26 protein-coding genes are annotated in these 26,123 nt (G+C 60.5%); 21 read left to right on the top strand and 5 right to left on the bottom strand.

The features are described 5' to 3' along the window. Positions 1-87 precede the first annotated feature (87 nt). The 4 genes from secA to J3P85_RS23165 all read left to right on the top strand — a co-directional run bounded on the left by secA (position 88) and on the right by J3P85_RS23165 (position 5,884). Positions 88-2,823 (top strand): preprotein translocase subunit SecA, encoded by a 2,736-nt coding sequence (gene secA / locus J3P85_RS23180; RefSeq protein ID WP_186706369.1) that lies wholly within the window; start codon positions 88-90, stop codon positions 2,821-2,823. 119 nt (positions 2,824-2,942) lie between these two features. Further along, the gene (argJ, locus tag J3P85_RS23175; RefSeq protein WP_250963403.1) at positions 2,943-4,160 is read left to right on the top strand and encodes a bifunctional glutamate N-acetyltransferase/amino-acid acetyltransferase ArgJ; all 1,218 of its coding nucleotides are present in this window, start codon (positions 2,943-2,945) and stop codon (positions 4,158-4,160) included. A gap of 150 nt (positions 4,161-4,310) precedes the next feature. Beyond that, on the top strand, positions 4,311-4,943 hold the full coding sequence (locus J3P85_RS23170) for a glutathione S-transferase family protein (RefSeq protein ID WP_434703646.1): 633 nt from the start codon (positions 4,311-4,313) through the stop codon (positions 4,941-4,943). Next, entirely contained in the window at positions 4,940-5,884 is a 945-nt protein-coding gene (locus tag J3P85_RS23165) for a Nudix family hydrolase (protein WP_434703645.1), read from the top strand. The genes J3P85_RS23170 and J3P85_RS23165 overlap by 4 nt, the downstream gene beginning before the upstream one ends. Before the next feature lie 115 nt (positions 5,885-5,999). Here the strand turns inward: J3P85_RS23165 and J3P85_RS23160 are convergent, their stop codons facing one another. Genes J3P85_RS23160 through J3P85_RS23150 form a run of 3 tightly spaced genes read right to left on the bottom strand, consistent with a single transcriptional unit; the run spans position 6,000 to position 9,583 of the window. Further along, positions 6,000-6,581 (bottom strand): cob(I)yrinic acid a,c-diamide adenosyltransferase, encoded by a 582-nt coding sequence (locus tag J3P85_RS23160; RefSeq protein WP_434703644.1) that lies wholly within the window; start codon positions 6,579-6,581, stop codon positions 6,000-6,002. Between the two features lie 2 nt (positions 6,582-6,583). Continuing rightward, the gene (locus tag J3P85_RS23155) at positions 6,584-8,620 is read right to left on the bottom strand and encodes a sensor histidine kinase (RefSeq protein WP_411385481.1); all 2,037 of its coding nucleotides are present in this window, start codon (positions 8,618-8,620) and stop codon (positions 6,584-6,586) included. A gap of 45 nt (positions 8,621-8,665) precedes the next feature. Next, complete coding sequence (locus J3P85_RS23150; protein WP_434703642.1) at positions 8,666-9,583, bottom strand: putative 2-dehydropantoate 2-reductase; 918 nt, start codon at positions 9,581-9,583, stop codon at positions 8,666-8,668. A gap of 142 nt (positions 9,584-9,725) precedes the next feature. On the opposite strand from J3P85_RS23150, the gene J3P85_RS23145 reads away from it, so the two are divergent. Then, positions 9,726-10,211, top strand: a complete 486-nt coding sequence (locus J3P85_RS23145; RefSeq protein ID WP_434703640.1) for a YajQ family cyclic di-GMP-binding protein — start codon at positions 9,726-9,728, stop codon at positions 10,209-10,211. A 144-nt stretch (positions 10,212-10,355) separates the two neighbouring features. Continuing rightward, a complete protein-coding gene (locus J3P85_RS23140; RefSeq protein ID WP_434703638.1) occupies positions 10,356-11,198 on the top strand; it encodes a mechanosensitive ion channel family protein in 843 nt (280 codons plus the stop codon). 167 nt (positions 11,199-11,365) lie between these two features. On the opposite strand, the gene J3P85_RS23135 is transcribed toward J3P85_RS23140, so the two are convergent. Beyond that, the gene (locus J3P85_RS23135) at positions 11,366-12,619 is read right to left on the bottom strand and encodes an OprD family porin (RefSeq protein WP_186706360.1); all 1,254 of its coding nucleotides are present in this window, start codon (positions 12,617-12,619) and stop codon (positions 11,366-11,368) included. Positions 12,620-13,500: 881 nt separating this feature from the next. On the opposite strand from J3P85_RS23135, the gene J3P85_RS23130 reads away from it, so the two are divergent. Together J3P85_RS23130 and J3P85_RS23125 are read left to right on the top strand one after the other, a co-directional pair. Beyond that, positions 13,501-13,926, top strand: a complete 426-nt coding sequence (locus tag J3P85_RS23130) for an HIT domain-containing protein (protein WP_186706359.1) — start codon at positions 13,501-13,503, stop codon at positions 13,924-13,926. A gap of 3 nt (positions 13,927-13,929) precedes the next feature. Then, the gene (locus J3P85_RS23125) at positions 13,930-14,136 is read left to right on the top strand and encodes a SlyX family protein (RefSeq protein ID WP_025215235.1); all 207 of its coding nucleotides are present in this window, start codon (positions 13,930-13,932) and stop codon (positions 14,134-14,136) included. A gap of 71 nt (positions 14,137-14,207) precedes the next feature. Here J3P85_RS23125 and J3P85_RS23120 read toward each other — a convergent pair whose 3' ends face one another. After that, positions 14,208-14,813: a cold-shock protein gene (locus J3P85_RS23120; RefSeq protein ID WP_186706358.1), complete on the bottom strand. Its 606-nt coding sequence runs from the start codon at positions 14,811-14,813 to the stop codon at positions 14,208-14,210. Between the two features lie 396 nt (positions 14,814-15,209). Between J3P85_RS23120 and J3P85_RS23115 the strand changes: the two genes are divergently transcribed. From J3P85_RS23115 to tolB, 13 genes are all read left to right on the top strand, one after another. Further along, complete coding sequence (locus tag J3P85_RS23115; RefSeq protein WP_053124624.1) at positions 15,210-15,683, top strand: Dps family protein; 474 nt, start codon at positions 15,210-15,212, stop codon at positions 15,681-15,683. Positions 15,684-15,888: 205 nt separating this feature from the next. After that, positions 15,889-16,230, top strand: coding sequence for a ribbon-helix-helix domain-containing protein (locus J3P85_RS23110; protein ID WP_434703636.1), 342 nt, complete (start codon positions 15,889-15,891; stop codon positions 16,228-16,230). 284 nt (positions 16,231-16,514) lie between these two features. Next, positions 16,515-16,736 carry an FmdB family zinc ribbon protein gene (locus J3P85_RS23105; protein ID WP_003178589.1) on the top strand — a complete coding sequence of 74 codons (222 nt, stop codon included), beginning with the start codon at positions 16,515-16,517 and terminating at the stop codon, positions 16,734-16,736. Positions 16,737-16,811: 75 nt separating this feature from the next. Next, on the top strand, positions 16,812-18,587 hold the full coding sequence (gene aspS / locus J3P85_RS23100) for an aspartate--tRNA ligase (RefSeq protein ID WP_411385476.1): 1,776 nt from the start codon (positions 16,812-16,814) through the stop codon (positions 18,585-18,587). A 120-nt stretch (positions 18,588-18,707) separates the two neighbouring features. Next, positions 18,708-19,454, top strand: coding sequence for a YebC/PmpR family DNA-binding transcriptional regulator (locus J3P85_RS23095; protein WP_018614256.1), 747 nt, complete (start codon positions 18,708-18,710; stop codon positions 19,452-19,454). Positions 19,455-19,650: 196 nt separating this feature from the next. After that, positions 19,651-20,175, top strand: coding sequence for a crossover junction endodeoxyribonuclease RuvC (gene ruvC, locus J3P85_RS23090; protein WP_014339919.1), 525 nt, complete (start codon positions 19,651-19,653; stop codon positions 20,173-20,175). Positions 20,176-20,289: 114 nt separating this feature from the next. Next, the gene (gene ruvA / locus J3P85_RS23085) at positions 20,290-20,898 is read left to right on the top strand and encodes a Holliday junction branch migration protein RuvA (protein WP_053124616.1); all 609 of its coding nucleotides are present in this window, start codon (positions 20,290-20,292) and stop codon (positions 20,896-20,898) included. Continuing rightward, a complete protein-coding gene (ruvB, locus tag J3P85_RS23080) occupies positions 20,899-21,960 on the top strand; it encodes a Holliday junction branch migration DNA helicase RuvB (protein ID WP_003178599.1) in 1,062 nt (353 codons plus the stop codon). A gap of 127 nt (positions 21,961-22,087) precedes the next feature. Next, positions 22,088-22,555, top strand: a complete 468-nt coding sequence (gene ybgC / locus J3P85_RS23075) for a tol-pal system-associated acyl-CoA thioesterase (RefSeq protein ID WP_003205037.1) — start codon at positions 22,088-22,090, stop codon at positions 22,553-22,555. After that, positions 22,545-23,240 carry a protein TolQ gene (tolQ, locus tag J3P85_RS23070; RefSeq protein ID WP_030140798.1) on the top strand — a complete coding sequence of 232 codons (696 nt, stop codon included), beginning with the start codon at positions 22,545-22,547 and terminating at the stop codon, positions 23,238-23,240. Before ybgC ends, tolQ begins: the two co-directional genes overlap by 11 nt. A 23-nt stretch (positions 23,241-23,263) precedes the next feature. Continuing rightward, a complete protein-coding gene (gene tolR / locus J3P85_RS23065; RefSeq protein WP_172681749.1) occupies positions 23,264-23,716 on the top strand; it encodes a protein TolR in 453 nt (150 codons plus the stop codon). Continuing rightward, entirely contained in the window at positions 23,716-24,795 is a 1,080-nt protein-coding gene (gene tolA / locus J3P85_RS23060) for a cell envelope integrity protein TolA (RefSeq protein WP_003205033.1), read from the top strand. The genes tolR and tolA overlap by 1 nt, the downstream gene beginning before the upstream one ends. Beyond that, on the top strand, positions 24,792-26,093 hold the full coding sequence (gene tolB / locus J3P85_RS23055; protein WP_434574514.1) for a Tol-Pal system beta propeller repeat protein TolB: 1,302 nt from the start codon (positions 24,792-24,794) through the stop codon (positions 26,091-26,093). The genes tolA and tolB overlap by 4 nt, the downstream gene beginning before the upstream one ends. The last annotated feature ends 30 nt before the right edge of the window (positions 26,094-26,123 follow it).

Raw genomic sequence — 26,123 nt, 5'->3', positions numbered from 1 at the left:
AATGCTCGTTCGCATGCGGCCATGAGGGCTGCACGGGCGACTCATGGGGCCGCCCTCCATCCCTTTAGTGTGGAAGATCCTGCCGATATGTTTGCGCCTTTGTTAAAGAAACTTTTTGGAAGCAAGAACGAGCGTGAAGTCAAGCGCATGCTCAAGACGGTACAGACTGTCAATGCCTTCGAAGAGCAAATGGTGGCCCTTTCGGACGATCAGTTACGCGCCAAGACTGCCGAATTCAAGGACCGCATCGCCAAAGGGGAAACCCTTGACCAGCTCCTGCCCGAAGCCTTTGCGGTCGCCCGTGAAGCCGGCAAGCGGGTCATGGGCATGCGCCACTTCGACGTTCAGTTGATCGGCGGCATGACCTTGCACGAAGGCAAGATCGCTGAAATGCGTACCGGTGAGGGCAAGACCCTCGTGGCGACCCTGGGCGTCTACCTCAATGCATTGTCCGGCAAGGGCGTGCACGTGGTGACGGTCAACGACTACCTGGCCCGCCGCGACGCCAACTGGATGCGCCCGCTCTACGAATTCCTCGGCCTGACCGTCGGCGTCGTCACGCCGTTCCAGCCGCCGGAAGAGAAGCGCGCCGCCTATGCCGCCGACATCACCTACGGCACCAACAACGAATTCGGGTTCGACTACCTGCGCGACAACATGGCGTTCAGCATGGAAGAGAAATTCCAGCGTGAACTCAACTTTGCCGTGATCGACGAAGTCGACTCCATCCTCATCGACGAAGCCCGTACCCCACTGATCATTTCCGGTCAGGCCGAGGACAGCTCCAAGCTGTACATCGAGATCAACAAACTGATCCCGCAGCTCAAGCTGCACGTCGAGGAAGTCGAAGGCGAAGTGACCCAGGCCGGGCACTACACCGTTGACGAGAAGACCCGCCAGGTCGAACTCAACGAGGCCGGTCACCAGTTCATCGAGGAAATGCTCACCCGCGTCGGCTTGCTGGCTGAAGGCGAGAGCTTGTACTCGGCCCATAACCTGGGCCTGCTGACCCACGTCTATGCCGGCCTGCGTGCCCACAAGCTGTTCCATCGCAACGTCGAATACATCGTGCAGGACGGCCAGGTCGTGCTGGTGGACGAGCACACCGGCCGTACCATGCCGGGCCGTCGCCTGTCCGAAGGCCTGCACCAGGCCATCGAAGCCAAGGAAGGCCTGAACATCCAGGCCGAGAGCCAGACCCTGGCCTCGACCACCTTCCAGAACTACTTCCGCCTGTACAACAAGCTGTCCGGCATGACCGGTACCGCGGACACCGAAGCGTTCGAATTCCACCAGATCTATGGCCTGCAAGTGGTGGTGATTCCGCCGAACAAGCCGCTGGCTCGTAAAGACTACAACGACCTGGTGTTCCTGACCGCCGAAGAGAAGTACGCGGCCATCATCAACGACATCAAGGAAGGCATGGCCCAGGGCCGTCCGATCCTGGTGGGTACCGCCACCATCGAGACTTCCGAGCACATGTCCGCCTTGCTCAACAAGGAAGGCATCGAGCACAAGGTCCTCAACGCCAAGTTCCACGAGAAGGAAGCCGAGATCATCGCCCAGGCCGGTCGCCCGGGGGCGCTGACCATCGCCACCAACATGGCCGGTCGTGGTACCGACATCCTGTTGGGCGGCAACTGGGAAGTGGAAGTCGCCAGCCTGGAAAACCCGACGCCTGAGCAGATCGCGCAGATCAAGGCCGACTGGCAGAAGCGTCACCAGCAGGTGCTCGAGTCCGGCGGTTTGCAGGTGATCGCGTCCGAGCGTCACGAATCCCGTCGTATCGACAACCAGCTGCGTGGCCGTGCCGGTCGCCAGGGCGATGCCGGTTCCAGCCGTTTCTACCTGTCCCTGGAAGACAGCCTGATGCGCATCTTCGCCTCTGACCGGGTGAAGAACTTCATGAAGGCCCTGGGCATGCAGCCAGGCGAGGCGATCGAGCACCGCATGGTGACCAACGCCATCGAAAAGGCCCAGCGCAAGGTCGAAGGCCGCAACTTCGATATCCGCAAGCAATTGCTCGAGTTCGACGACGTCAACAACGAACAGCGTAAAGTGATCTATCACATGCGTAACAGTTTGTTGGCCGCCGACAACATTGGCGAAACCATCGCCGATTTCCGCCAGGACGTGCTCAACGCCACCGTCAGCGCCCACATCCCGCCGCAATCGCTGCCGGAACAGTGGGACGTCGCCGGCCTGGAGGCCGCCCTGCAGAGCGATTTCGGCGTGGCATTGCCGATCCAGCAATGGCTCGACGAAGACGATCACCTGTACGAAGAAACCCTGCGTGAAAAACTGCTGGCCGAACTGATCGCCGCCTATAACGAGAAGGAAGACCAGGCGGGCGCCGAGGCCCTGCGTTCCTTCGAGAAGCAGATCGTGCTGCGCGTGCTGGACGACTTGTGGAAAGACCACCTGTCGACCATGGACCATCTGCGCCACGGTATCCATTTGCGTGGTTACGCCCAGAAGAACCCGAAGCAGGAGTACAAGCGCGAGTCCTACACGCTGTTCTCCGAGTTGCTCGATTCGATCAAGCGCGACTCGATCCGTGTGTTGTCCCACGTTCAGGTTCGCCGCGAAGATCCGGCCGAAGAAGAAGCTCGCCTGCGCCAGGAAGCCGAAGCCCTGGCTGCGCGCATGCAGTTCGAACACGCCGAAGCCCCTGGCCTGGAAGTGGTCGCCGAAGAGGGCGTCGATGTGGATGTCGCCCTGGCGACCGCACCGGTGCGCAACGAGCAGAAGCTGGGCCGTAACGAACTGTGCTACTGCGGTTCGGGCAAGAAATACAAGCATTGCCACGGGCAGATCCAATAATCCCGTTTCAACGCTGAACGACCCGCGCCGCGACAAGAGTCTCTTGTCGCGGCGTTTTGCCATTTGATCAGTCGTCTTGATAAGGACGATGCTGAATACATTTATTAAGGAGCGCATTCATGGCTGTTGGTCTTGGTCCGTTGCCCACGTTGCACCCGGTTGCCGGTTTTGAACTCGGTATTGCTTCGGCCGGCATCAAGCGCCCCGGGCGCAAGGACGTCGTGGTCATGCGTTGCGCCGAAGGCTCGACGGTGGCGGGCGTGTTCACCCTCAACGCTTTCTGTGCCGCGCCGGTGATCCTGGCCAAGCAACGTGTGCAAGGGCCGGTGCGTTACCTGCTGACCAACACCGGCAACGCCAACGCCGGCACCGGCGCGCCAGGCCTGGCCGCCGCCGAGCGTACCTGCGCCAAACTGGCTGAGCTAACCGGCGTCGACGCCAGCCAGGTGCTGCCGTATTCCACCGGTGTGATCGGCGAGCCGCTGCCGGTGGAGAAGATCGAAGGCGCGCTGCAAGCCGCCCTCGATGACCTCTCGGAAAACAACTGGGCCGCGGCCGCCACCGGCATCATGACCACCGACACGCTGCCCAAGGGCGCGAGTCGCCAGTTCCAGCATGACGGCGTGACCATCACCGTCACCGGCATCAGCAAGGGCGCCGGCATGATCCGCCCGAACATGGCGACCATGCTCGGCTACATCGCCACCGACGCCAAGGTCTCGCGCCAAGTGCTGCAAGACCTGATGCTCGACGGCGCCAACAAGTCGTTCAACCGCATCACCATCGACGGCGACACGTCCACCAATGACTGCTGCATGCTGATCGCCACCGGCCAGGCCAACCTGCCGGAGATCACCGAGGCCAGCGGTTCGTTGTTCGCCGCCCTGAAGCAGGCGGTGTTCGAGGTGTGCATGGAAGTGGCCCAGGCCATCGTCCGTGACGGCGAAGGCGCGACCAAGTTCGTGACCGTGCAGGTCAACGGCGGTGGCAACCACCAGGAATGCCTGGATGTCGGCTACACCGTGGCGCACTCGCCGCTGATCAAGACCGCACTGTTCGCCTCCGACCCGAACTGGGGCCGGATCCTTGCCGCCGTCGGCCGGGCCGGCGTGCCTGAGCTGGACGTGAGCAAGATCGACGTGTTCCTCGGTGAGGTCTGCATCGCCAGCCAAGGTGCGCGCGCTGCCACATACACCGAAGCCCAGGGCGCGGCGGTGATGCAGCAGGAAGAAATCACCATCCGTATCGAGCTGGGACGGGGTGATTGCAGCGAAACGATCTGGACGACTGACTTGTCCCACGAGTACGTCAAGATCAACGCTGAGTACCGGACTTAAACCGAGTCGTCCCATTCGCGAGCAAGCTCGCTCCCACAAGGGTTTGCCGGGTGATATAAAACCTGTCCAAACCACAATTCCCCTGTGGGAGCGAGCTTGCTCGCGAAGGCGCCAGTACAGCCTCTACAAAACCACAAGAAAGGAATCCACATGAGCCTGCACCTGATCATCGGCGACAAAGATCTCTCTTCCTGGTCCATGCGCGGCGCGCTCGCCCTGGCGCTGACCGGCGCGAAGTACACCGAAGAGTTGGTCAGGCTCGGCCAGCCGGATACCCGTGAAAAGCTGCTCAAGTATTCAGCTACGGCCAAGGTTCCGTTGCTAAAGACCGAATTCGGCGTGATCTCCGATTCCATGGCGATTGCCGAATACCTGGCCGAACAATTTCCCGAGGCCAATCTCTGGCCCAGGGACGTGGCTGCCCGGGCCCAGGCGCGCTCGGCCTGTGCGCAGATGCACAGCGGCTTTTTCGCCCTGCGCAACCATATGCCCATGGATCTGCTGCACGATGCGCCGCTGTCACCGATGCCATCCGACGTGCAGGCGGACATCCTGCGGATGCTGGCGTTGTGGGCCGAATGCCGTGCGGCGGCGACCGAAACCGGTCCCTACCTGTTTGGCCGCGCAAGCCTGGCCGATGCATTTTTTGCCCCGGTTGCCGTACGCTTGCGCACTTATCAAGTGGCACTGCCGGAGGTCGATGAGGCCTACGTCCAAACCCTATATCAATGGCCAGCGTTCAAGGCGTGGCAACAAGCTGGCCTGGAGGAAACTACGCGGTGAAACGAGTCCATGTGGCGGCGGCGGTGATCCGCGACGCTGCCGGCAAAATCCTCATTGCCCGACGGGCCGACACTCAACACCAAGGTGGCCTGTGGGAATTTCCTGGCGGCAAGGTCGAGGCCGATGAGTCTGTCGAGACGGCCCTGGCCCGCGAGCTTCATGAGGAACTGGGCATTGTCGTCGACGTTGCCCGACCGTTGATCAAGGTGCGTCACGATTACCCGGACAAACAGGTGTTACTGGACGTCTGGGAAGTTTCGGCGTTCAGTGGCGAACCCCATGGCGCCGAAGGTCAACCGTTGGCCTGGGTGACGGCCCGCGACCTGACGAATCATGAGTTTCCAGCGGCCAACCAGCCGATCGTCGCGGCGGCCCGTTTGCCGGGTGAATACCTGATCACCCCGGAAGGCCTTGAGACGCCAGCCTTGCTGCGCGGCATGCAGAAGGCGATTGCCGGCGGGATCAAGTTGGTCCAGTTGCGTGCGCCCAACGGCTACGACCCGCAATACCGCGATCTGGCGGTGGATGCGGTGGGGTTGTGTGCCGGCAAGGCCCAACTGATGCTCAAGGGACCGTTCGAATGGCTGGGGGATTTTCCTTCCGCTGGCTGGCACATTACCGCTGCGCAACTGCGCAAGCATGCCGCGGCCGGTCGACCATTCGGCAAGGACCGTTGGCTGGCGGCTTCTTGCCATAACGCCGAGGAACTGTCCCTGGCGCAGCAGATGGATGTGGACTTTGTCACCCTTTCGCCGGTGCAGCCGACCCAGACCCATCCCGATGCTCAACCGTTGGGCTGGGCAGAGGCGGCGCGGTTGATCGAGGGCTTCAACCGGCCGGTCTATCTGTTGGGCGGGGTAGGGCCTGCGGAGCGGCAAAAAGCCTGGGAGGTCGGGGCGCAGGGTGTGGCGGGGATTCGGGCGTTTTGGCCTGAGGCTTGATGCGCGGTGTGGCTGCTGCCGCCATCGCGAGCAAGCTCGCTCCCACACGGGATCTTCGGTGTTCACAGAACCCTGTGGGAGCGAGCTTGCTCGCGATGGCGGCCTCAAGAACGATTCAGCCCTCAGGCTTGGCCGCCGCCACCCAAAGCACCTCCGCCACCCCTTGCCGCCGGGCAATGACCCGCGCGGCCACGAACAGCAGATCCGACAACCGGTTGATATAGGCCAACCCCGGCCCGCCCAACGGCTCCTCCGCGTTCAATTGCTGGCAACGACGCTCGGCGCCGCGGGCCAGGGCTCGGCAGACGTGAGCTTGCGCGATCAAGGAAGAGCCGCCGGGCAGGATGAAGTTTTCCAGCGGCCCCAGTTCTTCATTCCACAGGTCAATCGCCGCTTCCAGCCGCTCGATTTCCGCCACGTTCAAGGCCTGGTAGGCCGGCATCGCCAGTTCACCGCCCAGGTCGAACAATCGATGCTGACACGGCGCCAACACTGCGATGACTTCCTCCAGCGCCGGATGCCGGACGGACTCCTCGGCCAGCCCAGCCAGCAACAAGCCCAACTGGCTGTTCAGTGTGTCCACTTCGCCAATGGCCTCGACCCGTGGATGATCCTTTGCCACGCGGCGACCATCGCCCAACCCGGTTTCACCTTTGTCGCCGGTGCGGGTGTAAATCTTCGACAGGCGAAAGCCCATGCTCAGCGCTCCAGTTGTTTGTTTTCCTGGGCCACCATCGACGTGCCCGCCAGGGGCAGGCGCAGCGTGAAGCAGGTGCCTTGGCCCGGCGCCGACTGCACTTCCATCTGGCCCTTGTGGTTGTTGGTGATGATGAAATACGAGACCGACAGCCCAAGGCCGGTGCCCTGGCCGATCTCCTTGGTGGTAAAGAAGGGTTCGAAAGTGCGCTTGCGCACGTTCTCGCTCATGCCGATGCCATTGTCCTCGACCTGGATTTCCGCCCACGGCGGATTCAACCGTGTGCGCAGGATAATGCGCCCGGGCTCGCTGTCGTCCTGGCGCTGATGAATCGCCTGGGCGGCGTTTTTCAGCAGGTTGAGCAGCACCTGTTCCAGTTCGTTGGCCGTGCCGGGCACCGGCCCCAGGTTCGGGTCGAACTGGCGGATGATCGCCTGGCCCTTGAAGTCGAAGCCGATCGCCAGGTCGAAGTCGTTACCGGCGATTTCCACCGCCTGGTCGATCAGTGCGGGCAGGTCGCAAGGCGCCATTTGCCGGGTACTGCGCCGGCTGAAACTGAGCATGTGAGTGACGATTTTCGCCGCCCGGGCGCCGGCTTGCTGGATGCCGTCGAGCAACTGCGGAATCTCGCGGCTTTCCAGGTAGCGGTTGACCACCGGCAGTTCGATGCCCAACTGCTCGGCCTGTTCGAGGTTCTTTGGCAATTCCGGTGACAGCCGCCGACGGATGTTCTGCACGTTGTGCAGGATGGCGCCCAAGGGGTTGTTGATTTCATGGGCCATGCCCGCCGCGAGGCCACCGACCGAGAGCATTTTTTCCGATTGCACCATCATTTCTTCCAGCGACAGGCGCTGGGTGATGTCATCGATGCGGATCACCACGCCACGCCCGGCGCCGCCCATCAACGGGTAGAAGGTCAGGGCGTAATGACGGGCTTCGTCGTCCTTGGTCCAGGTGACGCGTTCGATCTTGGCCACCGTGTGTTGCTCGACGGTCTGCTTGAGTTGGGGCAGGTACGGTTTGAGCGGTTCGAAGGCGAGGAAGATCGGCTGGTTCAAGGCCTCGTCCAGGCGCGTGCCGGAGAGGGCGCTGGCTTCCTGGTTCCATTGGGTCACGTAGAGTTGTTCGTCGAGGGCGATCAGCGCCGACGGCATGGAGTCGATGATGCTGTTGAGGTAGTTCTGGAAGCCCGTGAGTTTTTTCTCGATCTTGCTGCGCACCTGGACTTCCAACTCCAGCTTGCGATTGGTATGGCGGGTTTCTTCCGCCAGGCCCTGGGCCTGGTCGTAGGCGGCCTGGGAGTCGTCCCGCGCGCGCTTGAGTTGCTGTTCCCGGGCTTCGATCCGCGACAGCATGGTATTGAACGCCTCGGCCAGGCTGCCGATCTCGTCGTGGTTGCCCCGGGCGGCGCGCAGGGCATAGTTTTCCTCGCGGGTAACCTGGCGTGACAGCTCTTCAAGCTGATGGATCGGCTGGGTGATCAGGCGTTTGATCTGCTGGGCAATGACCAGCCACAGCAACACGCTGAAAATCAGGATGCCAAGGCTGGCGGTCAGGGTGCCGGTGTAGAACGCCGTGGGCAATTCGCTGCTGGCCACCAGTAACAGGTGGCCGGGCTCGGTGCCGGGGCGGGGCAGGGTAATGACCTTGTTGCTGCGAAACTCACCCGCTTGCCAGGCTTGTATGTTGCGGTAATGGTCCGGCAGCTTGAGCTTTTCGCCCTGTTGCAGCTGTGCCAGGCGCTCGCCCTGGCCGTCGTACAGCGCCGCCGCCCGCAGCGGTGCATAACTGTTGAGCTCGTCGAGCAGGCGTTGGGCACTTTGGGGCGATTGCAGGGCGTCGGAGATCAGGCTCGGATTGGCGATCAGCCGGCCAATGGTCTGCAGGGCCTGGGGCGCCATGCTTTCCTGGGAAATATAGTAGGCGGCGCTGATAAAGGTCAGGTTGGCCACCAGCAGGACAGTGGTCAACAACACCAACAGGGCGGCCAGCAATTTCTGGCCGACCGGGAGGTTTTCAAGGCGCTGGCGCAATGGCATCAGACTCGTCGCTAAGAAGGAACACGAGGCCAGCGTAGCCGCTGCTCAGTCGCTGGGCAATCCGAGGTTGTCCAAGTGGGCAATCAGTCGCTGGCGCAGCTGTTCCAGATGCGGCACGCTCAGCTCATGGCGTTGGGCGACCTTGCAGGCGTAACCGAGCAAATAGCTGATTTCGGTGCGACGCCGATTGGCGACGTCCTGGTACATCGAGGAGTAATTGGCGGCCGTGGCCTGGATCACCCGTTCGACTTCCGGCTGCAAATCCTCGGCCGCTGCGGGCTGGCCGCAACGTTCGAGCAGGTCAGTGAGCTCCGCGCACAAGGTCGCGACTTCGCAGCGGTGTTCCTGCAAACCGCCGTTCTTGCAGTGATGCAGCACGGTCAGTGGGTTGATCGCGCAATTGAGCGCCAACTTGCGCCAGAGTCGGGTGAGGATGTCGGCGCTCCATTCGTGGGGAATGCCGGCGGCGGTCAGGTCGTCCAGCCAGAACGGCGCGACCGGGTGCGCCGGGTCGCCCAGCCAGGTATAGCCGTGGCCGGCGAACACCACGCGCCAGTCACCGTCGCGGAACGCACCTTCGGTGCTGGAGGCGCTGATGCAACGGGCCTGGGGCACACAGTTGGCCACCGCGTCCTGGCTGCCGAGGCCGTTTTGTAGCAGGATCAGTTCCGATTCGGCGCCCAGGCGATGGGCCACCGCATTCACTGCTGCTTCTGCGTCGTAGGCTTTGCAGGCGAGCAGCAGGCGCTTGATTGGCGCCGGGCTGTCCGCCGTTTCGCCCGGCACCGGGTAACACTGCGCCTGGCCTTGTTCCACCAGGGTCAGGCCACCGGCGTTGCGGTAGGCCTGCAAGCGCGCTTCGCTGCGCAGCACCAGCCGCACCGGCAACCCGGCCCGGGCCAGGCGCGCCGCCCACAACGTGCCGAGACTGCCGGCCCCGAGGACATGCCAAGTGGTCGACATCAGTTTTTTGCTCGGATTGATGCAGGCATCGGAGGGCTCGCAGTGTCGGCAGGAAAAGAGCCGTTATAATGAGCCCGATTTTAACCACAAGCCAAGCGCGCGCCGTTGATACTGGCGCGCCTTTTTATTTGGAGAACACTACATGCCGTCATTCGACGTGGTATCCGAACTGGACAAGCACGAAGTCACCAACGCGGTTGAAAACGCCGTCAAGGAACTCGACCGTCGTTATGACCTCAAGGGCAAGGGCAGTTTCGAGTTCAAGGAAAAAGACCTGACCGTGAACCTGACCGCCGAGGCCGATTTCCAGCTCGAGGCGATGATCGAGATCCTCAAGCTGGCGCTGGTCAAGCGCAAGATCGATGTGCAGTGCCTTGAAGTCAAGGACGCCTTTGCCTCGGGCAAGTTGATGAAGCAGGAAGCCGTGCTCAAGGAAGGCATCGACAAGGAACTGGCCAAGAAGATCGTCGCTCACATCAAGGACGCCAAGCTCAAGGTACAAGCCGCCATCCAGGGCGAGCAGGTGCGGGTCACCGGCAAGAAACGTGACGACTTGCAAGAAGCCATTGCGGCACTGCGCGCCAAGGCATTCGACATGCCCCTGCAATTCAATAATTTCCGCGACTGATTTCGGATCTTCGCGGTTACCGTGGCGAGGGAGCTTGCTCCCGCTTGGGTGCGCAGCACCCATCAATAGGGCCGCTACGCAGCCCAGCGGGAGCAAGCTCCCTCGCCACACAATGCCGCGTGCAACAGGAATAAGGAGAATTAGATGGACTTGAACGCTGAAGTGGACAACCTGGTCAAGGCTTCCCAGACCTGGATTCCCATGATCATGGAATACGGCAGCCGCGTGCTGCTGGCCGTCATCACCCTGGCCATCGGCTGGTGGCTGATCAACAAAGTAACGCAGAAACTGGGTGCGCTGCTGGCCCTGCGTAACGCCGACCTGGCCCTGCAAGGGTTTATCAGCACCCTGGCCAACATAATCCTGAAGGTATTGCTGATCGTTAGCGTCGCTTCGATGATCGGTGTGGAAACCACTTCGTTCGTCGCCGCCATCGGTGCCGCCGGCCTGGCGATTGGCCTGGCCTTGCAAGGCAGCCTGGCGAACTTCGCCGGTGGCGTGCTGATCCTGCTGTTCCGTCCGTTCCGCATCGGTGACTGGATTGAAGCGCAGGGCGTGGCTGGTACGGTCGACAGCATCCAGATTTTCCACACGGTGTTGCGCACCGGTGACAACAAGACCGTCATCGTGCCCAACGGTAATCTCTCCAACGGCATCATCACCAATACCAACCGCCAGCCGACCCGCAAGGTCGTGTTCGATGTCGGCGTGGATTACCAGGCCGACCTGCAAAAGGCCCGGGAAGTGTTGCTTGAGTTGGCCAAGGATGAACGCGTGCTGGCGGATCCAGCGCCTGAAGCAGTGATTTCCACCTTGGGCGACAGTGCGATCACGGTGTCGTTGCGTATTTGGGTCAAGACCGCGGACTACTGGAACGTCATGTTCATGCTCAATGAGCTGGCGCGGGATCGCTTGAAGGACGCGGGCATTGATATTCCGTTTCCACAACGAGTGATTCGGGTGGTTCAGGAAGGGCCGGCGCAATAACGACGTGAATATAACTTGGCACTGGAGTCAGGTTATATTTAGCTAGCTTGCTATTTAATAAGTTGTGTTAAAGCTGACATTGCAACGGACATAAAAAAACCGCTCACCTGGAATCAGGTGAGCGGTTTTTTGTTTGTTGCGGGTGCAGCTATCGAACTAGTACTGAATTACAAGATGCTCAGTGGGTATTCGACGATTACGCGGAAGTCATTGTTGTCGTTGCCGTTGATGCCATTATAGGCAGTGTTGGCACGGTAGAACGCGCTACGTACACGGAAAGACAGGTCCTTGGCTGGACCGCTTTGCAGAACATACTTGGTTTCGATGTCCCACTCGTGCTCTTTGCCTTCTTCGCCGCCAGTTTCGATGTTGTCACCGGTAACGTAACGAGTCATGAAGCTCAGGCCAGGAATGCCGTAGGTCTTCATGTTCAGGTCGTAGCGAGCCTGCCAGGAACGCTCGTCCTGACCGTTGAAGTCGGAGTACTGGATGGAGTTGGCGAGGAAAATGGTACCGCCGCCGTCAACGCCGTACACGTAGCCGGTATCACCGGTGGAGCGCTGGTGAGCCAGGGTGAACTTGTGGGCACCGATGGCATAGGCTGCTGCGAGGGACCAGATGCGGTTGTCAACGTCGCCGCTGAGCTTCTGGCCTTGGTCCTGGCTGTCATAACCGTTGAAGTCGAAGTTCAGGGACTGATCTTCGTTGATCGGCAATGTGTAGTTCAGGTTCAGGTATTTCTTTTTGTAGTGGTCTTCAACATCGGAAGCCGCTACGCCACCGACGAAGTTGTCGGTGAACTGGTAGGTTGCGCCAACGATGTCAGCGGATTTCAGGCCAAGGCCGTCATCACCCATGCCAGTTTGCGAGCTGATGGCGTTGAAACGACCTGCGGTCAGCTCCAGGCCTTTGATTTCTTTACTGGTGATCAGGGTACCAGTGGCAACTTCCGGCAGCAGACGGCTGTCGTCAGTGGAGAAGACCGGGCTGGTAGTGAACTGGTTACCGTATTTCAGGACGGTGTCGGACAGACGGAATTTAACCGCGCCACCCACTTTCGATTGTGTGTCTTCCAGGTTGCCGTCGCTGTCACGAGCGAACAGACCGTTACCGGCACGACCGCTGCCCCCATCGATGCGAACGGTGCCAAATGCGAAGCCGTCAACGCCTACACCAACGGTGCCTTGAGTGAAGCCCGACTCGTAAATGGCACGAGCGGCAACACCAGACTCTTCACGATAACTTTGCGAAGTGCTTGGGTTGTTCTTGAAATCACGGTTCATGTACAGCGCACGGGTCAGAACGGTCAAGCTCTGATCTTCGATAAAACCCTTGGATTCCTCTTGGGAGGACGCCATTGCGAACTGCGAGGTACTGGCCGATACAGCCAGTGCGATCATGCTCCACTTCATCACGCGCATCGTGATTTGCTCCTTTGGTTTTTAGAAGAGTACTGCCGTCCCACCTGTTTTTTTATCTGGGCGGCTCTTTCTTTTTGTGTCGGCGCAAACTTATATCACGTCGACATTCTTTGGCGATACTTGCCCATTCAACCTTTCAGCTTCTTTACGACCCTGTCGCCAATGGCTCGATCCATGTCGCATTTCAGCTGTTCCGATGCAACCGGATTCACAACTTTTATGTTGTTTTTTCTTTTCCGGCATCGGTGTAAAGAGTCCGTTGTTACCGCGTTTGAAGCTCCTGTGGGCAGCCTTGCCACTTTAATTTGTGTGTCGGCAGGTTCTCGCTTCCGGCGAGCCCCTTGGACAGTGCGAGTATGAATGCAACAAGCATGCTCAAACCCGGATTTCGTTTACATTTTTTTCACATTTCACCGGTTGACGCGGTGAAACCTCATGAAACCGGGCTCCAAAGGCCTTGTTTTAAATAGGGTTGACTCGTGTGAGCTCCCGTGTTTGGCATCGGCAAATGCGGCAAGACAACCAAAAACGTTACCGGTTCACCCTACCCAGTGAGTAAATCACGGATGCTTTGTGCACTGAGCGTAGACGTACTGTGCTGTTTTGGTGCAAAAAAATTTCATGTTGTACGAAAATCTTACAGCGTCGAGGCTTTGCCTGGGCCCTGGCATGGTCCTTTCAGAGGATTGCCGTGCCGCTTGCGCTGTGTTGGTGCGTCAGCTGCACAGGTTGATGCCGTATGTTGAAAAAAACGCGAAGAAACGGCGTCGGGACGCTACGCAGTGATCGATCCGGCATTCGCGGGTATGCTGCACCCCTGTGTCCGACGCAGGCCTGCGGGCTGCTGAGCCGGGCAGAATCGATAACGAGGAGTACGCGCGGTGTTTGCCTTAGATCCACGACTGCAACAAGACACATTGCCTATCGGCGATTTCCCGTTGTGCCGTTTGCTCTTGTCCAACGACGCCAACTACCCATGGTTCATCCTCGTGCCGCGGCGAGAAAATATCAGCGAATTGTTTCAGTTGGATGACATCGATCAATTGCAGCTGTGGAAAGAAACCACGGCGCTGGCCGAAACCCTCAAGGATTCGTTCGATGCCGACAAGATGAACGTTGCAACCTTGGGTAACGTGGTCAGTCAATTGCACATGCATGTCATCGTGCGCAAGCGTGATGATGCCGCCTGGCCTGCGCCGGTCTGGGGCAAGCATCCGGCCCAGCCGTATAATGCGGGGCAGGTCGCGGCCATTCGCGAACGGTTGCGAGTGGCCCTGGCCGATGATTTCAAGTTTCTGGAGGGCTGAACCATGAACCTTGAAGAACGTGTAACCGATCTGGAAAGCCGCCTGGCATTTCAGGATGACACCATCCAGGCATTGAATGATGTGCTGGTGGCGCAACAGCGCGTTGTCGAGCGTCTGCAGCTGCAGATGGCGGCGTTGCTCAAGCGCCAGGAAGAAATGGCCGGGCAATTCGAGACGTTCGAGGAAGAAGCGCCGCCGCCTCACTACTGATGTGGCCTTGATTGCCAGGCAATAAAAAACCGCGAGCAGCCAGGCTGCATCGCGGTTTTTTTACGCTTGGATCAGCGGCGCGGCAGCGCGGCGATCACATCTTCGGCTTGCAGGCCCTTGTCGCGGTTCATCACGGAGAACTCCACGCGCTGGCCTTCCACCAGGACGCGATGGCCTTCGCCACGAATGGCCCGGAAATGCACGAAGATGTCATCGCCGGAGTCGCGGGAGATGAAGCCGAAGCCCTTGGACGTGTTGAACCACTTCACCGTGCCGGTATCGCGGTTGGACATGTCGTAGTTCTGCGCAGCGGCGGCTGGCGACGACTTCTTGTAGAAGCTGACGGCCAGGTGCAGTGCCACGGCGAACAGGGCCGCGCCCAGGCTGAACAGAATGGCCGGTTGACCGCCGATTTCCGGCATCGGTGCCAACAGGGCCAGGGTTTGCAGGGCAACGGCCAGCACCAGCAGGGCGCTGACCAGGTTTTGCAGTTGGTGACGTGGACCTTTGTTCCAGTAAGGGATGACAGGTGCAAGGGTCAGGTTGAGCAGGCCGAAAAAGGCCAGGTACAGTGCATCGGGATGTTGCAGGTAAGGTGTGGCTTCGGAACCCAGGCTAGGGATGAAGGACAGCAGCAGGGCAGCTGCGCCCATTAGCAAGTGGACGATTTTCAACATTTTGATTGGCTCACGGTTAAGACAGGTCACAAGGAAGAGCGGGTCGGGGACGGTTCGCTTCGAAACAATGAGAGGCGTTGGACACGTACCCGAATCAGCCTATGCGCTACGCCCGGGAAAATAAGCGTAGCGACACACTGCCTATTTAACAGCAAAGCTTGGGCCTTCTCAAACCCGTTACGGGCGCGCACCGCGCTGTTCGTCGGCCAGAAAAGCTGCGCCGATGCCTGGAGGTGCCAGGCAAGCGGTGTTGAATTGCCCAGGGTGTCGGAACCGTCGGCTGTCCTGGCTTGTCGGTTCTGGAGGGCTGGCGATCTGTCGCAGGCCGCAGGCGGCCAAAACCACTAGAGTGGGTAGGGCGGTTGTCGAATTCATCACTTTCAGGAGATCAAACCAATGGCAATTGATATCGGTATCAGTGAAGAAGATCGCAAGTCCATCGTCGACGGGCTTTCGCGCCTGCTGTCGGACACCTACGTGCTGTACCTCAAGACCCACAATTTCCACTGGAACGTCACAGGGCCGATGTTTCGGACCCTGCACCTGATGTTCGAGGAGCAATACAACGAGTTGGCCTTGGCGGTGGACCTGATTGCCGAGCGAATCCGCGCCCTTGGCTTCCCGGCCCCAGGCGCCTACTCGGTGTATGCGCGCCTGTCTTCTATTAAGGAAGAGGAAGGCGTGCCTGCCGCCGAAGACATGATCCGACAACTGGTCGAGGGTCAGGAGGCGGTGACGCGTACGGCCCGTGGCATCTTTCCTTTATTGGACAAGGTCAGCGACGAGCCCACCGCTGACCTTCTGACCCAACGCATGCAGGTCCACGAAAAGACCGCGTGGATGCTGCGCGCGCTACTTGAAGGCCAATAAGCCCAGACGGGGGATGACGTGGGGTGGGGCCTATTGCCTGCACGTGCCGTGTAGGACGACGTAATTCGTCGCCGGCCTGCTGTTGGCTTGTCCTACGCCCATGGTCATAAAGTCATCTGGAACTGGCGGTGCCGTTGAGCTTCCATAGAGCCACGGATGGGTTGTTCCAACCCAGAGGCTCGTATGGCAAAGGAGTGTCAACGGTATGATTCAAGGAAAAGAACCCGGAGAAGGGGGGCGGGGGCGTTTCCAGCCCATCAGCGTCGACCCGTTCGTCCGGGGGTTCGATATGCAGCTGGCCCGGCCCCTGGCCCGATCCATTCGCTTGAACGGGTTCGCCACCTGTCTGCGGCTGGAGCAGGTCTATTGGGATATCCTCGGCGACATGGCCGAGCTCAACCACTGCTCCATCAGCACGTTGCTGTCCCATGTGGACAGGGAGGTGCACCTGCGTCACGGCGGGGTGCGCAATTTCAGCGGGTTGGTGCGCGTGGTCTGTGTGGTGCACAGCTTGAAAGAGGCGGGAATGGATCATCGTGTGGTCTAGCCCCGTCAATGGTTGCGAGCGCGGTGTCCCCCAGGGGAACGAGTTCATTCGTGGCGAGGGAGCTTGCTCCCGCTGGGCTGCGCAGCAGCCCTCCTTGTGAGCGCTTCGCACTCAAGCGGGAGCAATCTCTGGCCACGATGAGTCGCGCAAGCCTTGAATGAACAAAAGGATCGGCAATGACTGTGCGGTCTTACGGCTGCACAGGCCGCATTTAATGGATATAATCCCGCTCTTTGCCGCAAAGCCCGCCTTTGCGCGTGTAACCTGATCGCCGAGACAACCCCATGCCGATGTACGACTACCAATGTGCTTCCTGTGGTCATCAGATGGAAGCCATTCAAAAGATCAGCGCTGCACCGCTGGTCGACTGCCCTGCCTGCCAGGCGCCGGAACTGAAAAAGATGCTCTCCATGCCTGGTTTTCGCCTCGGTGGCACGGGCTGGTATGAGACCGACTTCAAGACCGGCGCCAAGAAGAACCTGGCCGGTGGCGACAAAGCTGATTGAGTTGAATACGCGCGAGTTCTTGCACGGGCAGGGCCTCCAACCGAATGTCGAATTACGAGAAGTGAAACCACTACCATGATGCGCAGCCATTATTGCGGCCAACTGAACGAAAGCCTGGAAGGTCAGGAAGTTACTCTTTGCGGATGGGTCCATCGTCGCCGTGACCATGGCGGGGTGATTTTCCTCGATATCCGTGATCGTGAAGGCCTGGCCCAGGTGGTGTTCGATCCGGACCGCGCTGAAACCTTCGCCACCGCCGACCGCGTGCGCAGCGAATACGTCGTCAAGATCACCGGCAAGGTGCGCCTGCGCCCGGCCGGCGCCGGCAACGCCAACATGGCGTCGGGCATGATCGAAGTGCTGGGCTACGAGCTGGAAGTGCTCAACGAAGCGGAAACCCCGCCGTTCCCGCTTAACGAATACTCCGACGTGGGCGAGGAAACCCGCCTGCGCTACCGCTTCATCGACCTGCGTCGCCCGGAAATGGCCGAGAAGCTGCGCCTGCGTTCGCGCATGACCACCAGCATCCGTCGTTACCTGGACGAGAACGGCTTCCTCGACGTCGAGACGCCGATCCTGACCCGCGCCACGCCGGAAGGCGCCCGCGACTACCTGGTGCCGAGCCGTACCCACCCCGGCAGCTTCTTCGCCTTGCCGCAATCGCCACAGCTGTTCAAGCAACTGCTGATGGTGGCCGGGTTCGATCGCTACTACCAGATCGCCAAGTGCTTCCGCGACGAAGACCTGCGTGCCGACCGTCAGCCTGAGTTCACTCAGATCGACATCGAGACCAGCTTCCTCGACGAAAAAGACATCATGGGCCTGACCGAGGGCATGATCCGCAACCTGTTCAAGGAAGTGCTGGGCCTGGAGTTCGGCGAGTTCCCGCACATGACCTTCGAAGAGGCCATGCGTCGCTACGGTTCCGACAAGCCGGACCTGCGTAACCCGCTGGAACTGGTGGACGTGGCTGACCAGCTCAAGGAAGTCGAATTCAAGGTGTTCAGCGGCCCGGCCAACGACCCGAAATGCCGTATCGCGGCCCTGCGTGTTCCAGGCGGCGCCAGCATGCCGCGCAAGCAGATCGACGACTACACCAAGTTCGTCGGCATCTACGGTGCCAAGGGCCTGGCGTACATCAAGGTCAACGAGCGCGCCGCCGGTGTCGATGGCTTGCAATCGCCGATCGTGAAGAACATCCCGCAAGACAACCTCAACGTGATCCTCGATCGCGTCGGTGCGGTTGACGGCGACATCGTCTTCTTCGGCGCCGACAAGGCCAAGATCGTCAGTGAAGCCCTGGGTGCGCTGCGCATCAAGCTGGGCCACGACCTGAAGCTGCTGACTTGCGAATGGGCGCCAATGTGGGTCGTTGATTTCCCGATGTTCGAAGAAAACGACGATGGTAGCTTCTCCGCGCTGCACCACCCGTTCACGGCGCCGAAGTGCTCGCCGCAAGAGCTGGAAGCCAACCCGGCCACCGCGTTGTCGCGCGCCTACGACATGGTCCTGAACGGCACCGAGCTGGGTGGCGGTTCGATCCGTATCCATCGCAAGGAAATGCAACAGGCGGTGTTCCGTCTGTTGGGTATCGATGAAGCTGAACAGGAAGAGAAGTTCGGCTTCCTGCTGGACGCCCTGAAGTTTGGTGCACCGCCCCACGGTGGCCTGGCCTTCGGCCTGGATCGCCTGGTGATGCTGATGACCGGCGCCCAGTCGATCCGTGAAGTGATCGCGTTCCCGAAAACCCAGAGCGCGGCCGATGTCATGACCCAGGCGCCGGGCGTGGTGGACGCCAAGGCGTTGCGCGAGTTGCACATCCGCCTGCGGGAACAGCCAAAGGCTGAGTAAGGCTGGTACCTGAGAGGGCGCATCTTCGGATGCGCCTTTTCATTGGCGTCGATATTTCTGATTGTCGGCCACTGCGCACGCGCAGGGCGGGCAATGTTCCAAAAAGAAACGGAGCGAGTTATGGCAGGTCATTCCAAGTGGGCGAACATCAAGCACCGCAAAGAACGTCAGGATGCCAAGAGAGGCAAGATCTTCACCAAGTGGATCCGTGAGCTGACGGTCGCGGCCCGCCAGGGTGGCGGCGACCCGGGTTCCAACCCGCGCCTGCGCCTGGCCCTGGACAAGGCCTTGGGTGCCAACATGAGCCGCGACATCATCGACCGGGCCATTGCCCGTGGCGCCGGTGCAACCGAGGCGGATAACGTTGAAGAGCTGACCTACGAAGGTTACGGCCCGGGCGGCGTGGCGGTGATGGTCGAATGCATGACCGACAACCGCAACCGTACCGCCGCCGCCGTGCGTCATGCATTCAGCAAATGCGGTGGCAACCTCGGCACTGATGGCTCGGTGGCCTATCTGTTCGAGCGCAAGGGGCAGATCAGCTTCGCCCCGGGCCTCGATGAGGATGCCCTGACGGAGGCGGCCCTGGAGGCCGACGCCGATGACGTGGTCAGCCATGAAGACGGTTCGTTCGACGTGTTCACGTCGTTCGCCAGCTTCTATGCGGTGCGCAACGCCTTGGAGGCGGCCGGTTTCAAGCCTGCCGATGCGGAAATCGTCATGCAGCCGACCACCAGTGCCGAACTGGACCTGGAAGGGGCCGAAAAGGTGCTCAAGCTGATCGACATGCTGGAAGACCTGGATGACGTGCAGAACGTTTATTCCAACGCTGATATTCCGGAGTCGGTGGCTGAACAGCTGGGCTGACAGGCGTAATGCCGCTCACTTAAGGTTTGCTTGAAATCATCGTGGCGAGGGAGCTTGCTCCCGCTTGAGTGCGAAGCACTCACAAAGAAGGGTCTGCTGCGCAGCCCAGCGGGAGCAAGCTCCCTCGCCACGGATTCACTGCAAATCTTTGATGAGCTGTATCCTCTTGTAATCCGCATTACCTTTCGCAGGCGTTATGACTTTAATCCTTGGTATCGACCCTGGTTCGCGCATCACCGGCTACGGTGTGGTTCGCGATACCGGGCGCGGCTGCGTGTACGTCGCCTCTGGTTGCATCCGCACCGGTGCGGGTGAGCTGCACGAGCGCTTGCAGATCGTTTATCGCGGCGTGCGCGAAGTCATCCAGACCTACGGCCCGGTGACCATGGGCATCGAGCGGGTCTTCATGGCGCGCAACGCCGATTCGGCCCTGAAGCTGGGGCAGGCCCGGGGTGCGGCCATTGTGGCGGGCGCCGAGGAAAACCTGGAGATCGCCGAGTACACCGCGACCCAGGTCAAGCAGGCGGTCGTCGGCACAGGGGCGGCGAACAAGGAGCAGGTGCAAATGATGGTGATGCACCTGTTGAAACTGGTCAGCAAGCCACAGATCGATGCTTCCGACGCCCTGGCCATCGCCATTTGCCATGCCCACACCCGTTCCAGTCTGTTGCCCCATGGCCTGGGAACCGCACGCAGTCGTGGCGGGCGCCTGCGTCTCTGATAGCATCAGCGCTTCATTCATGAACCCGAGCCCGTTGCGCCTGTATCGTCGGCCTGAATGCTCGTGTTGTTACTCGCCAGCCTGGGGGCTGGCCAACGCCCAAGGATCTGAAACGTGATTGGACGCTTGCGCGGCACCCTGGCTGAAAAACAGCCGCCGCACCTGATTCTGGATGTAAACGGCCTGGGCTATGAGCTGGAAGTGCCCATGACCACGCTGTATCGCTTGCCGTCGGTCGGCGAGCCGCTGACCCTGCACACCCATTTGGTCGTGCGCGAGGATGCGCAGTTACTCTATGGTTTCGTCGGCAAGCGCGAGCGGGATTTTTTCCGCGAGCTGATCCGTCTCAATGGCGTCGGTCCGAAACTGGCCCTGGCATTGATGTCGAGCCTGGAAGTCGACGAGCTGGTGCGTTGCGTGCAGTCCCAGGACACCTCGGCCCTGACCAAGGTGCCGGGGGTGGGCAAGAAAACCGCCGAGCGCCTGCTGGTCGAGCTCAAGGATCGCTTCAAGGCCTGGGAGGCGGTGCCGGCCATGTTCGCCCTGGTGCCGAACCAGCCGGATGCGCCGGTGCCGGCGGTCAGCGCCGAAAACGATGCGGTCACCGCGCTGATCTCCCTGGGCTACAAGCCTCAGGAAGCCAGCAAGGCGATTTCCGCCATCAAGGAAAAAGGCCTGAGCACTGAAGACATGATTCGCCGTGCCCTGAAGGGAATGATTTAAGTGATTGAAGCTGACCGTCTGATCGCCGCCACGGGCGCGCCCCGTGACCGCGAGGAAATCCAGGATCGCGCGATTCGTCCTGTCAGCCTGGCCGACTACATCGGCCAGCCGACCGTGCGCGAGCAGATGGAGCTGTTCATCCAGGCCGCCCGTGGGCGCAGCGAATCGCTGGACCACACCTTGATCTTCGGCCCGCCGGGCCTGGGCAAGACCACCCTGGCCAATATCATTGCCCAGGAAATGGGCGTCTCGATCAAGAGCACGTCGGGGCCGGTGCTCGAGCGGCCGGGCGACCTGGCGGCGCTGTTGACCAACCTTGAGCCTCATGACGTGTTGTTCATCGACGAAATCCATCGGTTGTCGCCGATCGTCGAAGAGGTGCTGTACCCGGCCATGGAAGACTTCCAGCTCGACATCATGATCGGCGAAGGGCCGGCGGCGCGCTCCATCAAGCTCGACCTGCCACCGTTCACCCTGGTGGGCGCCACCACCCGCGCCGGCATGCTGACCAACCCGCTGCGGGACCGTTTCGGTATCGTCCAGCGCCTGGAGTTCTATAACAACGCCGACCTGGCGACGATCGTCAGCCGCTCGGCGGGCATCCTCGGGTTACCACTGGACCCCGACGGTGCCTATGAAATTGCCCGGCGTGCCCGGGGAACGCCGCGGATCGCCAACCGCCTGCTGCGTCGGGTGCGGGATTTTGCCGAAGTCCGGGCCAAGGGCCACATCACCAAGCCGATTGCCGACCTGGCGTTGAACCTGCTGGACATCGACGAGCGGGGTTTCGACCACCAGGACCGGCGCCTGCTGCTGACCATGATCGAGAAGTTTGACGGTGGCCCGGTGGGCGTGGACAGCCTGGCGGCGGCCATCAGCGAAGAACGCCACACCATTGAGGATGTGTTGGAGCCTTACCTGATCCAGCAGGGCTACATCATGCGCACCCCACGCGGGCGCGTGGTGACCCGCCATGCCTACCTGCATTTTGGCTTAAACATCCCGACACGAATGGGCGAGATGCCGGTGGTAGACGAATTCCTCGATGCCGTGGACGATTGAACGAGCTCCGAATGCCGACTTTTTTCCAGTTCGTGCTGTCCCAGACGACGCCTGGAGCGTCAATGCGTTCGAGAATGAAAAAACAGTTGCCTGGCCGATTGGCAACCTGAGGAGTAAGCACTAGAGTATGCGCGCGCAAAACGGGCTGGAGTCGTTCGCACATCGCTGTCGCGTTTATTACGAGGACACCGATGCCGGCGGCATCGTCTACTACGTCAATTACCTCAAGTTTATGGAACGGGCTCGAACCGAACGGCTGCGGGAACTGGGTTTTGCCCAATCCGCGCTGGCAGGGGAGGACCTGTTATTCGTCGTGCATTCCAGCGAAGCGCGTTACCACGCGCCGGCGCGACTGGACGACGAACTGGTGGTAAGTGCCGATGTCATCGAATTGAACCGTGTCAGCCTGCGCTTCAAGCAGCAGGTCAGGCGGGCTACGGATAACGTGCTGCTCTGCGAAGGGCAGTTTTTGGTGGCCTGTGTGCGCACCCATAGTTTGAAACCCCGGGCCATTCCCGAAGCTCTACGCGCGGCCTTTGCCGGCGTGAGCGGCGCGGGTACACACTCAGAGCAGGAGATAAAGCGTGGAAGCTAACGTCGTCGACCATTCCTCCATGTGGAGCCTGGTCAGCAATGCCAGCGTCGTGGTGCAACTGGTAATGCTGACCCTGGTAGCCGCATCGGTGACCTCATGGATCATGATCTTTCAGCGCAGCAACATGCTGCGCGCCGGTCGCCGTGCCCTGGAGAGCTTCGAAGAGCGCTTCTGGTCCGGCATCGACCTGTCCAAGCTGTATCGCCAGGCCGGCAGCAACCCGGACCCGGATTCGGGCGTCGAGCAGATCTTCCGCGCCGGCTTCAAGGAATTCTCCCGCCTGCGCCAGCAGCCGGGCGTCGACCCTGAAGCGGTCATGGAAGGCGTGGCCCGTGCCATGCGCGTCGCCATCTCCCGCGAAGAAGAGAAACTCGAACAGGGCCTGCCGTTCCTGGCGACCGTTGGTTCCGTCAGCCCGTACATCGGCCTGTTCGGTACCGTGTGGGGGATCATGAACTCCTTCCGTGGCCTGGCATCCGCCCAGCAAGCGACCCTGGCCACCGTGGCCCCAGGTATTGCCGAGGCACTGATTGCCACCGCCATCGGCCTGTTCGCGGCGATCCCGGCCGTTATCGCCTACAACCGCTTCGCTGCCCGCAGCGAAACGCTGACCAGCCGTTACTACACCTTCGCCGATGAATTCCAGGCGATCCTGCACCGCAAAGTGCACACCAGCGAAGAATAAGCAGGTATTTCCCAATGGCTTTAATCGCTCGAGCCCGAAAAAAGCGCAAGCCGGTTGCCGAGATGAACGTGGTGCCCTACATCGACGTGATGTTGGTGCTGCTGGTCATCTTCATGGTGACCGCGCCCATGCTCAATCAGGGCGTGAAGGTCGATCTGCCCAAGGTTTCCAGCGAAGCCTTGCCGCAGGACAACAACACCCAGGTACTGACCATTTCGATCAAGGCTGACAAGACCTATTACTGGAACCTTGGCAGCGAAGTGGATACCGAGAAGCAGCAGGACCGGGCCATGACCTTGCCGCAGATGACCGACGCGGTGACCAAGATCATCAACGCCGGTAACGGCAACGGCAAGCGTACCCAGGTCTTCATTCGCGGCGACAAGACTGTCGACTACGGTGCCGTGATGGGCGCCATGGGCGGGCTGCAGAAAGCCGGGGTCGGTAATGTTGGCTTGATCACCGAGGCCCCCTGATGCAGCAACAGCGAGAGCCGTCCGCCTCGGAAAGCTACTTCTGGCCCAGTGTCCTGGCCATCGGCCTGCATGTGCTGGTGTTCGGCATGCTGTTCGTCAGTTTTGCCATGACCCCGGAGCTACCGCCGGCCAAGCCGATCGTGCAGGCGACGTTGTACCAGCTCAAGTCGAAAAGCCAGGCCACTACGCAGACCAACCAGAAGCTTGCCGGTGAGGCGAAGAAATCCGCCGCGCGCCAGACCGAAGTCGAGCAAATGGAGCAGAAGAAGGTCGAGCAGGAAGCGATAAAGGCCGCGGAACAAAAGAAAGAGGAAGCGGCTCAAAAGGCCGAGGAAGCCAAGAAGGCCGATGAGGCGAAGAAAGCTGACGAGGCGAAAAAGGCTGACGAAGCCAAGAAAGCCGACGAAGCGAAGAAAACCGCCGAGGCCAAAAAGGCAGAAGAGAAACAATTGGCTGATATAGCCAAGAAGAAAGCCGAAGAAGAAGCCAAGAAAGCCGCTGAAGAAGAGGCCAAGAAAGCGGCCGCTGAAGAAGCGAAGAAAAAGATCGTCGAGGACGCCAAGAAAAAAGCGGCCGAAGACGCCAAGAAGAAAGCTGAAGCTGAAGAGGCGAAAAAGAAAGTCGCCGAAGACGCGAAGAAGAAAGCCGCCGCCGACGCCGCCAAGAAAAAGGCCCAGGACGCAGCGCGTAAATCCGCCGAAGACAAAAAGGCCCAGGCCTTGGCAGATTTGCTTTCCGACACGCCGGAGCGCCAGCAGGCCTTGGCCGATGAGCAGGGCGATGAAGTCGCCGGCAGCTACGATGATCTGATTCGCGCCCGAGCGGCGGAAGGCTGGGCTCGTCCACCTTCGGCGCGCAAAGGCATGACGGTAGTATTGCAAATCGGCATGTTGCCCGACGGTACGGTTACCTCGGTCAGCGTCGCCAAGTCCAGTGGTGACGGTCCGTTCGACGCTTCGGCGGTCGCAGCGGTCAAGAACATTGGGCGTTTGACGGAAATGCAAGGAATGAAGCCGAGCGACTTTGCTCCCTATCGTTCATTCAAGATGACATTCACACCTGAGGATCTAGCCTTGTGAGAAACCTTCTTCGATCAATGCTGGTCGTTATCTGCTGCCTGGCAGGGATAGCGGTAGCAGAGGAAAAGAACATCCTGGTCACCAGCGGCAGCGACCGGGCCACCCCGATCGCCGTCGTACCGTTCGGCTGGCAGGGCGGTAACGTGCTGCCGGACGACATGGCGGAAATCATCGGCAACGACCTGCGCAACTCGGGTTACTACGCGCCGATTCCGAAGCAGAACATGATCAGCCTGCCAACCCAGGCCAGCGAAGTCATCTACCGTGACTGGAAGGCCCTGGGCGCCCAGTACATCATGGTCGGCAGCATCGTTCCGGCCGGCGGTCGCCTGCAGGTGCAGTACGCCCTGTTCAACGTCGCCACCGAGCAGCAAGTGCTGACCGGCAGCGTGTCGGGCAGCGTCGACCAGTTGCGCGACATGTCGCACTACATCGCCGACCAGTCGTTCGAAAAACTCACCGGCATCAAGGGCGCGTTCTCCACGCGCATGCTCTATGTGACGGCCGAGCGCTTCTCCGAGAACAACACCCGCTACACCCTGCAGCGTTCCGACTACGACGGCGCGCGTGCGGTGACCCTGCTGCAATCGCGCGAGCCGATCCTGTCGCCGCGCTTCGCCCCGGATGGCAAGCGCATCGCCTATGTCTCGTTCGAGCAGAAGCGTCCGCGCATTTTCGTGCAGCACATCGACACCGGTCGTCGTGAGCAGATCACCAACTTCGAAGGCCTGAATGGCGCGCCAGCCTGGTCGCCGGACGGTTCGCGCCTGGCGTTCGTGCTGTCCAAGGACGGTAACCCGGACGTCTACGTAATGAACCTGGCTTCGCGTTCGATCTCCCGCGTCACCAACGGCCCGGGCATCAACACCGAACCGTTCTGGGGCAAGGATGGCTCGACCATCTACTTCACCTCCGACCGCGGCGGCAAGCCACAGATCTACAAGACCAGTGCCGGTGGCGGCGGTGCCGAACGCGTAACCTTCGTCGGTAACTACAACGCCAACCCTAAACTGTCGGCGGACGAAAAGACCCTGGTGATGATCCATCGCCAGGATGGTTTCACCAATTTCAAGGTGGCGGCCCAGGATTTGCAGCGCGGTAGCGTAAAAATCCTCACTGATAGCACTCTGGACGAGTCACCTACTGTTGCGCCCAACGGCACCATGGTAATCTACGCCACCCGCCAGCAGGGCCGGGGAGTCTTGATGCTCGTGTCCATTAATGGACGCGTGAGGCTCCCGCTTCCTACCGCTCAAGGCGAAGTCAGAGAACCGTCCTGGTCCCCTTACCTGAACTGACGCGGCGCAATACGTTTTACTTAACACACT

It is taken from the genome of Pseudomonas sp. Z1-12, assembly GCF_051132015.1.
Taxonomy (GTDB): domain Bacteria; phylum Pseudomonadota; class Gammaproteobacteria; order Pseudomonadales; family Pseudomonadaceae; genus Aquipseudomonas; species Aquipseudomonas zanjanensis.
The sequence above is the reverse complement of the archived record's forward strand: the minus strand, read 5'-3'. Positions and strand labels throughout refer to the sequence as shown.